The organism is Olivibacter sp. 47 (assembly GCF_030372825.1).
Classification (GTDB): domain Bacteria; phylum Bacteroidota; class Bacteroidia; order Sphingobacteriales; family Sphingobacteriaceae; genus Olivibacter; species Olivibacter oleidegradans.
In genome coordinates, this window is record NZ_JAUCNR010000001.1 from 715,549 (window position 1) to 729,549 (window position 14,001).

Annotated in this window: 14 protein-coding genes; 9 read left to right on the forward strand and 5 right to left on the reverse strand. The window is 40.8% G+C overall.

Features of this window, described 5'->3' with window-relative positions; all coding sequences use genetic code 11:
* Window positions 1–124: 124 nt before the first annotated feature.
* The 4 genes from QT327_RS03125 to QT327_RS03140 all read left to right on the forward strand — a co-directional run bounded on the left by QT327_RS03125 (window position 125) and on the right by QT327_RS03140 (window position 3,933).
* Entirely contained in the window at window positions 125–1,402 is a 1,278-nt protein-coding gene (locus tag QT327_RS03125) for an NAD(P)/FAD-dependent oxidoreductase (RefSeq protein WP_130858450.1), read from the forward strand.
* Window positions 1,403–1,526: 124 nt separating this feature from the next.
* Window positions 1,527–2,774 carry a gluzincin family metallopeptidase gene (locus QT327_RS03130; protein WP_289551992.1) on the forward strand — a complete coding sequence of 416 codons (1,248 nt, stop codon included), beginning with the start codon at window positions 1,527–1,529 and terminating at the stop codon, window positions 2,772–2,774.
* Complete coding sequence (locus tag QT327_RS03135) at window positions 2,771–3,496, forward strand: M1 family aminopeptidase (protein ID WP_289551993.1); 726 nt, start codon at window positions 2,771–2,773, stop codon at window positions 3,494–3,496. The genes QT327_RS03130 and QT327_RS03135 overlap by 4 nt, the downstream gene beginning before the upstream one ends.
* 11 nt (window positions 3,497–3,507) lie before the next feature.
* On the forward strand, window positions 3,508–3,933 hold the full coding sequence (locus QT327_RS03140) for an acyl-CoA thioesterase (protein ID WP_130858452.1): 426 nt from the start codon (window positions 3,508–3,510) through the stop codon (window positions 3,931–3,933).
* Window positions 3,934–4,007: 74 nt separating this feature from the next.
* Here QT327_RS03140 and QT327_RS03145 read toward each other — a convergent pair whose 3' ends face one another.
* The gene (locus QT327_RS03145) at window positions 4,008–4,877 is read right to left on the reverse strand and encodes an SDR family oxidoreductase (RefSeq protein ID WP_130858453.1); all 870 of its coding nucleotides are present in this window, start codon (window positions 4,875–4,877) and stop codon (window positions 4,008–4,010) included.
* Window positions 4,878–5,196: 319 nt separating this feature from the next.
* Between QT327_RS03145 and QT327_RS03150 the strand changes: the two genes are divergently transcribed.
* Window positions 5,197–5,535: a hypothetical protein gene (locus QT327_RS03150; protein ID WP_289551995.1), complete on the forward strand. Its 339-nt coding sequence runs from the start codon at window positions 5,197–5,199 to the stop codon at window positions 5,533–5,535.
* A gap of 128 nt (window positions 5,536–5,663) precedes the next feature.
* Window positions 5,664–6,449: a BamA/TamA family outer membrane protein gene (locus QT327_RS03155; protein ID WP_289551996.1), complete on the forward strand. Its 786-nt coding sequence runs from the start codon at window positions 5,664–5,666 to the stop codon at window positions 6,447–6,449.
* A gap of 80 nt (window positions 6,450–6,529) precedes the next feature.
* Here the strand turns inward: QT327_RS03155 and QT327_RS03160 are convergent, their stop codons facing one another.
* The 3 genes from QT327_RS03160 to QT327_RS03170 all read right to left on the reverse strand — a co-directional run bounded on the left by QT327_RS03160 (window position 6,530) and on the right by QT327_RS03170 (window position 9,748).
* The gene (locus QT327_RS03160) at window positions 6,530–6,745 is read right to left on the reverse strand and encodes a DUF2905 domain-containing protein (protein ID WP_013667779.1); all 216 of its coding nucleotides are present in this window, start codon (window positions 6,743–6,745) and stop codon (window positions 6,530–6,532) included.
* Window positions 6,746–6,761: 16 nt separating this feature from the next.
* Window positions 6,762–8,015, reverse strand: a complete 1,254-nt coding sequence (locus QT327_RS03165; protein WP_149105977.1) for an MFS transporter — start codon at window positions 8,013–8,015, stop codon at window positions 6,762–6,764.
* Between the two features lie 239 nt (window positions 8,016–8,254).
* Window positions 8,255–9,748, reverse strand: a complete 1,494-nt coding sequence (locus QT327_RS03170; protein WP_130858456.1) for a gluconokinase — start codon at window positions 9,746–9,748, stop codon at window positions 8,255–8,257.
* A gap of 469 nt (window positions 9,749–10,217) precedes the next feature.
* Between QT327_RS03170 and QT327_RS03175 the strand changes: the two genes are divergently transcribed.
* A complete protein-coding gene (locus QT327_RS03175; RefSeq protein WP_013667783.1) occupies window positions 10,218–10,412 on the forward strand; it encodes a hypothetical protein in 195 nt (64 codons plus the stop codon).
* 155 nt (window positions 10,413–10,567) lie between these two features.
* A complete protein-coding gene (locus tag QT327_RS03180) occupies window positions 10,568–11,038 on the forward strand; it encodes an LIC11966 family surface protein (RefSeq protein ID WP_130858457.1) in 471 nt (156 codons plus the stop codon).
* Between the two features lie 119 nt (window positions 11,039–11,157).
* Here QT327_RS03180 and QT327_RS03185 read toward each other — a convergent pair whose 3' ends face one another.
* Window positions 11,158–12,522 carry a sulfatase-like hydrolase/transferase gene (locus QT327_RS03185; protein ID WP_130858458.1) on the reverse strand — a complete coding sequence of 455 codons (1,365 nt, stop codon included), beginning with the start codon at window positions 12,520–12,522 and terminating at the stop codon, window positions 11,158–11,160.
* 200 nt (window positions 12,523–12,722) lie between these two features.
* Between QT327_RS03185 and QT327_RS03190 the strand changes: the two genes are divergently transcribed.
* A complete protein-coding gene (locus tag QT327_RS03190; protein WP_130858459.1) occupies window positions 12,723–13,757 on the forward strand; it encodes an LLM class flavin-dependent oxidoreductase in 1,035 nt (344 codons plus the stop codon).
* Window positions 13,758–14,001: the final 244 nt, after the last annotated feature.

Sequence of the window (14,001 nt, forward strand, 5' to 3'; positions counted from 1 at the left end):
TATGCCAAACAATATGTACTTTGTACCAGTTAAATAGGTGACCTGCACGTGCTGGATCAGAAATTCAAAAAATTAACCTAGGATTCAGGACCTGGTATTGTTAAAACAAAAAACAATAACATATATGAAAATAGTAGTTGTTGGCGGTGGATTTGCCGGCATTAATTTCATAAAATCCATCGAATCGGATAAAAGATTCGAAATCACTTTGGTGGATAAAAATAATTATCACTTTTTCCCTCCGCTCCTCTATCAAGTCGCTTCCGCATTTATTGAACCGTCCAATATTAGCTACCCCTTTCGCCGAATGTTTCAGAAAAAAGATAATTTGCGTTTTCACATGGGTAGTTTAATTCAAGTGAATGTATCGGAAAACACAATCGATACAGATACAGGAACTTTATCATATGATTACCTTGTTCTCGCATTAGGTACAGAGACAAACTATTTCGGCATGGAGTCGGTAAAAAACGACTCGCTACCCATGAAAACAATAGACGAAGCCCTTCATTTACGCAACCATATTCTCTTAAATATGGAGAAAGTAGTCAGAATGCAGGACACCGCTCGGCGAGATGGCTTACTTAATATTGTTGTGGCGGGAGGTGGGCCTACCGGTGTTGAGTTTGCGGGAATGTTGGCTGAATTAGGCGGTTATATAGCGGCAAAAGAATATCCTGAGATCAAAGATTTTAGATCGCATATTTACCTTGTCAATTCCGGGCCTGTATTACTGGGCCCTATGAGTAAAACTGCCCAACAAGAAGCGGAGAAAGTTTTAACCAAGTTAGGTGTTAATGTGATTTTAAATGCGGCAGTAAAGGATTACCTCAATGGGCGTGTCATCTTGTCGAATGGAAGGACAATTGAGACGGAAGCGCTTATCTGGGCTACGGGAGTTATAGCACGAGAAGTTCCCGGATTACCATCGCAGGTTATAACCCGGGGACGGCGGATTATAGTCGACGCTTTTAATAAAGTAGTAGATACTGCCAATATTTTTGCCATTGGCGATATATGCTATCAAACAACGGACCCCCATTTTCCTGAGGGCCACCCACAGCTTGCTCAAGTGGCTATACAACAGGGAAAATTACTGGCAAAGAATTTATCCCGGGCAGTTAGCGGTCAAGAACAAAAATCTTTTCACTATAAAGATAAGGGAAGCATGGCCATCATTTCCAAATACAAAGCAGTAGCTGATCTTCCAAAGTTTTCTTTTAAAGGATTTTTTGCCTGGGTGCTTTGGTTATTTATCCATATAATCCCCTTAATAGGGTTTAGAAATAAGATGAAGCTGATATTCAGCTGGATGTGGTCTTTTATTACCAATGATCCTACCCTACGTTTAATATTTCGGCCAGGCTCGCATCAAAAGAAGAGAGATAAAGACGATTTTTAATTGGTTTCAGAACGAAACAGCATTTATCTTAAATAAACGTCCGCCAGATTAGCTATTTTTACACTGGCAAATCCCGGACAACAGCAATTTAATAGAATTTTCCATCCTTTACATTCGTTCTTCAATGAAAACCACAAAAATCTTAACGCTTTTTTTCTCATTATTTATAGCGATGGAGTTTAGCGTGATAGACGCCTTTGCTCAATTTTATCCCGAAAAAATCTTTGCACCGGACTTCTATACCTATAAAGGAGACGAATACAGAAGTGCCAGTGGCAAACCTGGCCCTAAATATTGGCAAAATCAGGCAGATTACCGTATACAGGCATCTTTTGACACACTTAACTATAATTTGGAGGGAATAGTGGAAATCCGCTATCAGAATAACAGCCCAGATAAACTAGACCAACTTTGGCTTCAGCTGGACCAAAACAATACCTTGGCTAGTACACGAGGGAATCGAATACAAGCACCGATCGCAGCTGTAGATGCGCGTAAAGGCTATCTAATCAGCTCGGTTAAAATAGAAAGGAACGGGGAATGGGTAGATGCAAGTTATCTAATTGAAGACACCCGCATGCAGATCCGACTGGCAGCTCACCCACTAAAGTCGGGTGAACAACTCAAGCTTTCCATCAAATATGCTTATACTTTACAGAAACAGGGCGGTGGAGGGCGTTCCGGCTATCTAGATACTAAAAACGGTAAGATTTTTGAATTTTCTTATTGGTATCCGCGCTTATGTGTCTATGATGATTATTATGGCTGGAATACGCTACCTTTTATGGGTAGCGGAGAAATGTATCTCGATTATGGAAATATTGATTTTTCGATAACCGCACCCGCCGGTGCCTTGGTCGTTGCTACAGGCGATCTAATCAATAAAGAAGAAGTTTTAACAGAGAAAACATTAGCCCGGCTTGCCAAAGCTCAAGAATCGGACGCAACGGTCATGATACGCTCAGCATCAGAATTAAAAGAAGGCTTAACAAAAAACAAACGTGGCACGGTAACCTGGCATTTTAATATGAAAAATACGCGCGACGTAGCCTGGGCGTTATCCTCTGCTTTTATTTGGGACGCAGCGCGCATTAATCTACCGGATGGTAAAACAGCCTTGGCACAGTCGGTATATCCTATTGAATCTACAACCGACTCGATTGCTTGGCCAAGGTCAACGGAAATGATCAAAGCTTCAGTGGAACACTATTCAAAAAAATGGTTTGCATTTCCATATCCGGTAGCTACCAGCGTCGCTGGGCCTGTTGGCGGCATGGAGTTTCCCGGCATGGCTTTTAATGGTTATCAAGCGAAACCCTATATCATGTATCTTTTGGCATCACACGAAATAGGACATACTTGTTTCCAATGATCGTAGGATCTAATGAGCGTCGTTATCCTTTTATGGATGAAGGATTCAATACTTTTCTTAATATTTTGGCGCAGGAAGAATTTAATGATGGGGAATTTGCTCCCAAAAGAGACGGTGAGTATGCACCGGGAGGTGGACATCCGGCGGATGAAATTGTTAAAGTGATTGCGGAAAGCGGAGAAGCTAATACGCTAATGACGCCTCCCGACGCCATGGATCGTAAATATGTGCATCCTCTCGCCTATTTCAAATCTGCTTTTGGTTTGGTTTTACTTAGGGATGTCATTCTCGGACCGGAAAGATTCGACTACGCATTCCGACAATATATTCATAATTGGGCTTATAAACATCCACAACCGGCAGACTTCTTCCGTTCGATAGAAAACGGTGCAGGAGAAGACCTATCCTGGTTTTGGAGGGCTTGGTATTATAATAATTGGCAGTTAGATCAAGCCATTAAAGGGGTGAGCTATGTAAATGGAGAACCAAAAAACGGAGTAATTATCACGGTGGAAAACAAACAACAAATGGCTATGCCTATTTTGGCACGCATTAAAGAAAGTAATGGTACAGTTCACAATTTCACCGTTCCTGTAGAAATTTGGCAACGGGGAGCTGATGCTACGTTTAATGTGAGCACGCAATCAAAAATAATAAGTGTTGAATTAGATCCCGAGCATAAAATTCCGGACATCGACCGATCAAATAATAGTTGGAAATAAATTAGAGGACAATGGAATTTTTAAATTTAAGGTGGGCAGATCTCGATCCTAATTTTCATTTGAGACATAGTGTTTATTATGACCTTGCAGCCCAGGAAAGAATTGCAATTTTAGATCGTTACGGCATAAATGCTGCTGTTATGATCGATCAACATTTTGGGCCGGTACTATTTAAAGAGGAGTGCGTATTTAAACGGGAAATCCGATTATCTTCCCGTATATATATTGACACAAAAGTTCTGAAAATGAAACGCGACGCTTCTTTTTGGGTAATTCAACACAGCTTTATAGCGGAAACGGATACATTACACGCCCTTCTTAAAGTGGAAGGAAGTTGGATGGATACCATCAAACGAAAATTAGCACGCCCTGTCCCTCCAATCGTACTTGAAGGTATGGAAAACTTCCCTAAAACAGCAGATTTTGAATACATCTAAACTTGTAGATGTACGCTTAGCCGCGAAGTCTTTATTTGCTAAAGATTTCGCGACTAGGCGTTAGAAAGTACGCATTAGAAAAAAGAAGCGTAATCTTGAGCAAAAGTTCGAAAATTCCGGGGCGATCTGCCTGTTATTGTTTTTACCGCAGCACTTACTCCTGCGGCCTCTCCCCTAGCGTAATGAGCATAATCTTCTATTAGCCCCGCCGCCTGCCATTGAGGAAACCCGAAGCGAATTAGCTCTTGATACATTTCATCGGGTCCTACATTTATAAATCGGATGGGCCGACCCAATTCTTCTGAAAAACAAGCAGCTATTTCCTCATGCGTGATTGCCTCTGGGCCTGTAAGATCGTAAATCCGATTTTCGTGTCCTTTACCAGTCAGCACTTCGCCAGCCACCCTAGCAATATCGCGGATATCAATTAAACTTATACGAGCATTGCCAATGGGCGCAAAAAACAATCCTTGTTCGGAAATAAGCTTTCTAAAACCTAATAGCCCCTGCATATATAAATTAGGTCGTAAAAAAGTATAAGGTATGCCACTGGCCGCTATTTTCTGCTCAACCACAGCATGATATCTTAAAAAACGCACAGGGGAAACCGGATCTGCTGCAAATTGGGACAATTTAACCAAGTGTTCAACACCTTCCTCTTTCGCCGCTTTCACTAAATTTAACTGCAAGAATTCGGCCTGTTCAGAGGAATCTGTTAGCAGAAATACTTTTTTTATCCCTTCTAATGCTTTTTTGAGACTATTCATATTGGCAAGATCTCCGTGAACAATCTCCGCCCCTTTATATTGAATTAAGCTTGTTTGTTTTGCGCCTTCCCTTGTTAGCGCTTTAAATGAGACATTTTTTTCAGCTAAATAAGCGGTTAATTGTGTGCCTACCGCGCCCGTTGCGCCGACTATTAAAATAGATGCTTTGCTTGTCATAACGTTATATTTATATCGCAAAATTCGGCTTGATGAACCATTCAAAATTGTAAGAAAACGAAATGTTTATTTTACCAATGTTGCTTTATCGATAGAAATATTACACGAATCATCTAAACATAAAATAATCATTTCGTGTTATGGATATTGCTCGGGCGAAAAGCAATTGAAATTTTTGGATTGAAAATTGTTTACGTTCGTTCTGAACATGTTTAAAACAAAGAAGAATATTTTGAAATTTAACAGCTCGTTTAATTCCCGGAAGTCGCTTCTTCGTAAGCACCAAACGTTTAAAAAACACTTAAAGACATGGCTAAGCATGTTCTGTTTGTTAAATGTATATGTATTTAGCTACGGACAAGATACAACTGCAGTGAGAATAGATGAACCTAAGCAGAAAGCTGATTCAACTTTTTATCAATATGATATCAGTGATTTAATAAGGAACATTATCCATCCTAAGAGAAAACCTGATTCGCTTAAGAAGAAATCAGGTATTACCCCTATGCCTAATATAGCTTACAATCCAAGTATTGGAGCCCAGATTGGAATTAAGGCAGTGGCAGGAAAAGTTTTAGGAAACGACCCCAACACGTTGATGTCGGTTGCTGCTACTTCAGCTTCGATTACTACAAAAGGCATCATTACTTTTACTTAAGTCATAACGTTTACACACCCGGGAATAAATGGAATTTACAAGGAAGCTTAGTAGCTGCAAGAACCGTATCACCCGACTTTGGGATTGGAATTGGGCACGCGGGCGGTGACACTGACGAAGACCGGGTATTGACCAATCCCGAACGTAGAGGCTATACGCAACATGCACAATACTATAACTTCCGAGAAAAAATCTACAAACAGATTCAGGAAAACCTATTTCTCGGAGCAGGTGTATCTTTTGATATCCGTAGGAAAATTGTAGACAGACAAATAGATCAGGGACTTACTCCTTATCATATCTATAACGAGCGATATGGTTTTAAGCAAGAAGACTATATGGCGAATGGCTTCCTGTTCAATGTACAATATACTACCCGCGATAATCAAAATCGTGCGTATAAAGGTATTTATTCCGACGTTGGCATCCGCGTTAATCAAACATGGATAGGAAGTAGCCAAAGTGCTGTACAGATTACGACCGATTTTCGCAAATATTGGAGCTTGTCGAAACGCAACCCTGAACATGTTATCGCATTCTGGAATTGGGGCTCTTATCTCGTCAGTGGAGCCCTACCTTATTTGGAGCTACCTGGTACAGGTAAAGACCCAAGTTTCCGGAGTGGCCGGGGTTATACCGTTTCATATTTTAAGGGTCCATTGTATTTTTATTCGGAAGTTGAATATCGTTTCCCCATTACACGAAACAAGTTCCTGAGTGGTGTTACTTTTTTCCATGTACAAACTGCGAATGACGATCTAGGCACTAAGCTATTCCAGCGTTGGCAACCAGGGGGAGGAGCAGGACTTCGTGTACTCTTCAACAAAGCGACCCGCACCAATCTTTGCCTCGATTATGCTTTTGGTCGATATGGCGCCCGTGGTTTTTTCCTCGGACTGAACGAAGCCTTTTAGCAAATTCTCAAGTCAGTCCAAGGAAATATACCTATTCCGATAGGCAGAAAAAAGTTAGGCAGCTGCATTCGATGTATCGGTTATTCCAAAAATTTCCGATACATCCAAATCAACAAACTTATAAAAACAGATAAGATGACCATGCTGGTAATGGGCATAAAAAAAGTGAATCCCGGTTTTTCTATGCGAATATCCCCAGGGAGCTTTCCGAACCAATTCAGATTAGAATTGGTAAAGTACATAATACAGCCTATAACTACCAAAAGACTTCCTATGTAGATTACTACCTTAGCCATACTTTTTTTAAATTTGTTAATTTATTTCATCCTGTTCAACTTCCGATCGTTCTTTCCGGCGTCCAAGTGCCATCAACGGAGATACCGTAAAAGAAATCAAACCTATTAATACAATTGCTCCGCCTAATATAAAAAACGTGCGGCCGATTCCAATATAATCAGCTATAAACCCCGTGCTCAACAAACCGATGACGGAGGGTAATATCGCAATACTATAGAACATGGAAAATACCCTTCCCATCATAGCGGGATCAATTTCCTCTTGAATAATCGTCGTAAAACTCGCGTTATAAATAGAGGCGGCGACACCGCCAATGGCGGTTAAAATTGCAAAGAAAATAAAACCGTTCATCGGTAACATACCGGAAATAGCTAAAGAAAGGCCCAACAGTATGTGCATGTAGTTAATTAAAATAACTTTACTGGCATTGGGTTTAAAAACCCCTAATAACCCGCCTCCCACTAACATTCCTATTCCCCATACGACTTCAATTAAGCTCATTTCAAATTTGCCACCTCCAAAATGCTGTAATGTCAACAACGGAAAAAGGACGGCTACCGGCATAATGCAAAACGTGGCTAAAATGGAAAAAAGAAACAAATAAGATAGTCCTCTATTCTTTGTAACGGCACGGACCCCAATCACGATATCCCGTCCTACTTGTTCAATACTTGCTTTATCTAATATTTGTTGAGCTGGATTTGGAATACGTATAAACAGTAACGACAAAATTGCAATAAAAGCGCCAACAACATCGAGTAAAAGAACATGACCAATATCTAAAAGACCGATGGCAAATGCGCCCAATGCGGGTCCCGCAATATTGGAAACAGATTGGATAATTTGATTAATACCCGCTATACGTAATAGCTGCGATTCAGGTGCCAACAAAGGCACAGACGCTTGCATGGCTGGCATATGAAAAGCAGACCCAGCCGAGCGGAGTCCCAACAACAAATAGATATATATTAACTCAAAATGACCTGCATAAAAAAGTAAGGACATAGCGATGGTGCAAATGCTTATAAAGCCGTCTGCAAAAATCATCGTCTTTTTTCGGTCCCACCGATCGATGAAGACACCGGCAAAGGGCCCTATAAGAGCTTGTGGCAAAAGACCGGCAATAGCCGCATAAGCTAACACCTCTGCGGAGCCCGTTTCTATGCTCAACCAAATGATAACCGCAAAATTAACTGCTGAACTACTTAATAAGGATATAAATTGACCCGTCCAGATAACGAGAAACTTTCTTTTCCAAGAGATTTCCATAAAAAAATGATTAATACCTCAAGAACCTATTGAACTCAAGGATGTTAAACAGAATCTAAAATAAAAGTAATGTTCCAGGAGATGTCCTGAAATAAGATAAGTGTTAAAGAAGTGCTCTTATTAAGCCCTATCTCTATACATAACAATTCTAACGGAAAAAATTAGCCTCATCGGTTATAATTTTAATTGAGAGCAAAATTAACTAAATGCTCCTTATCTCGCAAGTATACTGAACTACGTTAAAATTCGTCTTTTAATTTGATATACAATCGCTCGAAAATTTTAAAATTATTCATATAAGCCTCATGGTCCGCTTGTTTTGGCAAAAAAGAAGAAATGGTTACATCTTGATCATTATAAATAGAAAAGCCATCGATTAATTGTAATGCATTCATACCAACAATGGTCGCTCCCATCGCTGAACTTTCAATGGTCTTTCGAACAAATACTTGTTTGTTGAATATATCTGCAAGCATTTGTACCCAATCACTTGATCGGGCAAAACCGCCGCTCACGAAAATGCAACGGAAAGAACCGGAGGCCTCCTCCAAAGCCCGCGCCACACTGTACAAGCCAAAGAGTACACCTTCCATCATGGCTCTAATAAAATGGGCTTGTTTATGATGCTTTTGAACACCAAAGAAGACGCCTTTTGCATTTGCGTCCCAATGGGGAGCACGTTCGCCTGTCAAATAAGGCAGGAAAACCAAACCATTGGATCCGGGGCTTATCGCAGCGGCTTGTTGAGTCAATAAGGGAATTGTTTCCTCCAACGCTTGTCCATTTGAAGACACAAAACCTTCCTGATACCACTGCAGAATATTGGCGCCGTTATTCACTGCCCCACCCAGCACATAGGTTTCAGGTGATATTACGTAGCTGAAAATCCGTTCCTTTTCATCCCGTGCCGGTTTGTCTGATACCACGCGTATAGCCCCACTGGTTCCAATCGTAACAGAGGCAACGCCTGCATCCATGGCTTGTGCACCTATATTGGCTAAACAGCCATCACTTCCACCTACAATAAAGGGAGTATCGATCGGAAGCCTCATAAAATCGGCATAGTGCGCGTTTAGGCCTCTTGAAATATGCGTAATCGGCACTAATGAAGATAAACGCTCGGCAGAAAGATCTAGTAACGACAATGCAGGATTATACCATTGCTGCTTAGCCGTTTCCAATAATCCCGTGGCAGAAGCTATGGATACGTCAACGATATAGGTTCCAAATAATTTAAAGAATACGTATTCCTTAATAGAGATAAATTTATATGCCGCCTTAAAAATATCAACCTGGTTTTCTTTCATCCACCCAAGCTTGCAAAGTGGCGACATGGGATGAATAGGTGTACCTGTCTTCAAATATATATCGTGGCCTAAAGATGTGCCCTTTAATTGCGTCGCAAATGCTTCACTCCTGGTGTCCGCCCAGATAATACAATTGGTTAGCGGCCTTCCCGCTGAGTCTACGGCCATAAGGCCATGCATCGCACTACTGAAACTGATACCGCGTAATGCCGTCGCTGCCTGATTTCCATTCATAACTTGACGCACTGCGGCGATACAGTTGATGACGGCTTCGAACAGGACTTCGGGATCTTGTTCACTATAAGTGGGTAAAGGAGAAATAACCGGATAGGACATGCGGTGTTCGGTTATCACCTGCCCTTGTAAATTAAAAGCCAAAGCCTTTGTACTCGTAGTTCCAATATCCACGGCTATAATATATTCCATATGAAGTAAGCTCCTCAGCTTTAAAATGATTTTATCTCTCCATTAAGAAGAGAAAATTGTAAAATATAAATATAGTGGTTAGTCCTTTATTCGAAGAGTTTTATAGCAGAAAATATTACACATAATGGATTTTCCGAAATTGCGTGCTCTTTACATTGCAATATTCAGCAATCTCTTATTTCCTCCCGGAAATAAGAAGCATATTTTTCTCATCGGACAATCAAAAAATTACGTATATCACAACAGCAGCAGTCTGTCAAGTATTTACTTAGAACTAACGTTGCGAGAAACACAAAATCACTTCAATAACAGAGAAAAAAAACTATTTATCGCCAACTACACTTCTTTTCGATAAAAACAAGCAAACAAAAAACCATGAAAACACCGAAACATCGCCAGATTCTCACATTAGCTAAATAAAATTTCATATCTTTATTTTTTCCTGCATTCAAACATCGTTTTTTCGCATATGACAAGATTTATCAAAATAATGCATCCAACAGGATTGACTGAATGGATACATATTGATCAGATTTTTTCGTTTTATCCCTTAGAAAACCCCACACCCACACAACAAACCATACTAAACTTAGTCAATGGAAATAAAGTAACCATTTCACAAACAGTGGATGAAGTATTAAAGCAGTTAAAAGATCTTCGATAAAATTCGGTCGCTGGTCTGAGAGAAGAATAGCAACAAGCTGACCATCTCGCTTTAAGCTCATTGCTTCCTTAAAAACCCCTAAAAACAGCGATTTACACGTACTAAATGCGAAATTATCTTTGCTCTAAAAAAGTATTTATCTTAAAAGAATTTCCATGAAAAAAGTATTTATCGGTTTATCTATGATCTTATGTTTACTGACCGCTTATAATTGCAGTCAACCAAAAGATCCTGCGGCGTATAACAATGAATTAATGACCGTAATTAATGACAACGAAAAGCATATTAACGACATGAACGCTGCCATGACTGCTGCCGATTACAGCAAAGCATCAGAGGTAAGAAAAGCTTGGGAAACAAGTTTAAGTGAGCAGATTGCAAAAGTAGAAAAAGCGGGCGATTTTAATGGTGACGAAGTGCTTCAAAAAGGGATATTAAGCGGCTTGAAAGCTTATCAAAAAATTGTAACCGACGATTATCCGAAGCTAATTGATATACGCGCCAATAAAAAAGAAGACCCTCAAACCGAACAACAATTGCTAGAAAATATTAATAACGCCTTCGAAACCGCTGCCAATGACGTCAACAAAGCTTCGAACGATTTCGAAAGTAAATACGCGAAGTAATATTTCTATTGACCCTACACTACCTATTGCTAGAAAAGAAAATCGTACCTGAATATAGGGGCCTGTTTTCCAACACAGAAGACAGCCCCTTCTTCTGCTACCGGCGCGCTACTTAATTTCTATTTGGATGTTGCGTTGAAAGCATCAAACAACTTTTTTAGCTCTTTTGCTTTTTCAGGGAATTCGTCGATAACATTGGTTCGCTCACTCGGGTCATAGGAAACATTAAAAAGTTCTTTGGCTGCAGGATAAGCTTTTCCTGAATTATTATTTATGCCAGCTGGCAACTCCCGATATTTCCAACTACCACTTCTTACTGCTTCCACGTTGCCATGATTAACCAAGTAAATAGGACGGTGTTCAAAATCCAGATCTTTAGCTTTTCCCATGAGCAATGGGGCGATTGATTGCCCATCCAATTCGCGTGCTTTAGGTAATGAGGCATCCGTCAATTCAGCTAAAGTAGGTAATACATCTACGTTGCTAATCGCACTTCGCAGTACGGCTCCTTTTGGTGTGCGTCCTTTCCAGTAAACAATAAACGGCACACGTACCCCGCCCTCATAAGTCTGTGCTTTAGACCCCTTGAACATGCCCGCAGTGCCCACATGCCAATTTTTTGTAACACCGTCGCCACTCATTCTAATAGGATACTCAATCCATGGTCCGTTATCACTGGAAAAAATCAACATGGTATTATCGGCCAATCCTTGCTCTTCCAATGTTTTCCACATCAAAGCCAGCTGCTTATCCAAATCTTCTACAACAGCACCCAAGGCTCCTCCAAAGTGCAACGCTTTCATCCGATCGGCTTCGGCAGCTAAAGCGACCGGTAAGTGAGGCATATTATGGGCGTAGTATAGAAAAAAGGGTTGATCTTTCCTTTGTTCTTTAATAAAACGGATAACTTCTTCGCTGTAAATCCGACTTAAATTAGAATCGGCGGGACCTTGTATCGCAGGCTTTCGGTTTCGAAAAATTTTAATTGTCGTATCTGTTTTCACGTAGGGATCGCGATAATCATGGCTATACAACATGCCAAAAAATGAATCAAAGCCCTGCCCCGTTGGATAGTTGAAATCATGCTTATCTCCTAGGTGCCATTTTCCTACTAAAGCGGTGCGATACCCCACTTCTTTTAACATTTCGGCAATGGTTATTTCTTCGTCCGGCAGCCCTAATGTTGATCCAGGGCCTATCGGATCCGGAAGATTATAACGAGAAGCATAACGTCCGGTCAATAAGGATGCACGTGAAGGCGTACAGGAAGGACTCGTCACCATGAAATCGGTAGCACGAACCCCATTAGCAGCCATTGAATCCAAAAAAGGGGTCGATATGCTAGGGCTACCATAACAACCTAAATCGGAGTACCCCATATCATCGGCCAATACAAGAATAATATTGGGACGCTCTTGCGCGCTTCCGGAACCGAACAGGTAAAAACAATATAAGGCTGTAAGAATTATTTTTTTTATCCACATAGGCTGTAAAATTATAGATTCAGTCGTTAAGACCCAATCATTTTTGCAAGAATCTATAAACTTATTATCCTACATCAAGAACAGACAATAAACGAGTTCTTACCTTTGATTACAATTAACAGTAAAGCCCTTAATGACGGCAATACCTTACAAAGGGTACCCTTAAGGCGATTACTTTTAGGAAATTACGAAAAATTACTATGGAATTAGGTTTAAGCATGTTTGGCGATTTATCGTATAATCACGATACAAAGACCTTTCAATCCGCTCAGGAGCGGATTAAAGAAATACTGGAAGAAATAAAATTGGCAGATGAAGTCGGACTAGATGTTTTCGGCATTGGCGAGCACCACCGCCCTGATTTCGCTGTTTCCAGTCCGGAGATTATACTGGCTGCGGCAGCTGGTATGACTAAACAGATTAAACTGACCAGTTCGGTAACGGTACTCAGTTCAACGGATCCTGTCCGCACCTATCAGAATTTTTCCAGTGTGGATTTGATATCAAACGGTCGGGCCGAAATTACAGTCGGACGAGGTAGTTTCACCGAATCCTTCCCTCTGTTTGGATATAACCTAGGCGATTACAATGGTCTGTTTGCGGAAAAATTAGATCTCTTACTTGCTATTAATAAAAACGAAGTGATTACTTGGAAAGGCCGATTCCGCGCACCTTTGGAAGAACAACAGGTACTACCCCGCGCTACCGGAAAGGGCTTGGATATTTGGGTTGCCGTTGGAGGTACTCCTCAATCGGTCATGAGAGCAGGTCGGTTAGGACTGCCATTAATCATCGCCATTATCGGTGGCATGCCGATACAATTTAAACCTTTTTTTGAATTGTATAAACAGGAATACATAAAGGCTGGTCATGATCCGGCAAAAATGCGGATCGCTACGCATTCACATGGACTGATTGGCACGCATGGTCAAGAGCTAGCCGATCGTTATTTCCCTTTATATGCTGAGCAAATGAATCGCATCGGGAAAGACCGCGGCTGGGCACCGTATACAAAAGAGCAGTTTGAAGGTGGCCGAAGCCGTGATGGTGCCCTTTTTATCGGCGATGTCAATCAGGTGGTGGATAAAATACTTTATCACCAGGAACTTTTTGGCTTGACCCGCTTTCTGCTACATGCCGATGTGGGTGCCCCTCCGCATAAAGAATTGATGACAACCATTGAATTGTTAGGTACCAAAGTAGCGCCGGCAGTGCGAAAAGCGCTGGGTAAATAAAACTTACTCAGGCTAAAGATCGTTTACGTAAGCTGAAACAATGCCTGAAAAATTCCGATTGTGCTTAAACAACATGTAAAGACAAAAATACATAGTAAACTTTATTTTCGCGCCAAAAAGCTTAGTTTTGTAGGAGCCATTGACTTAGTATAACCAGGTAGCCGTTCCCGTCTTTCTCCATTTTCAAATTCGGTAACTAAAACACTGATTACGCTAAATCAATTTAGCTTTATTAAAACTAAAA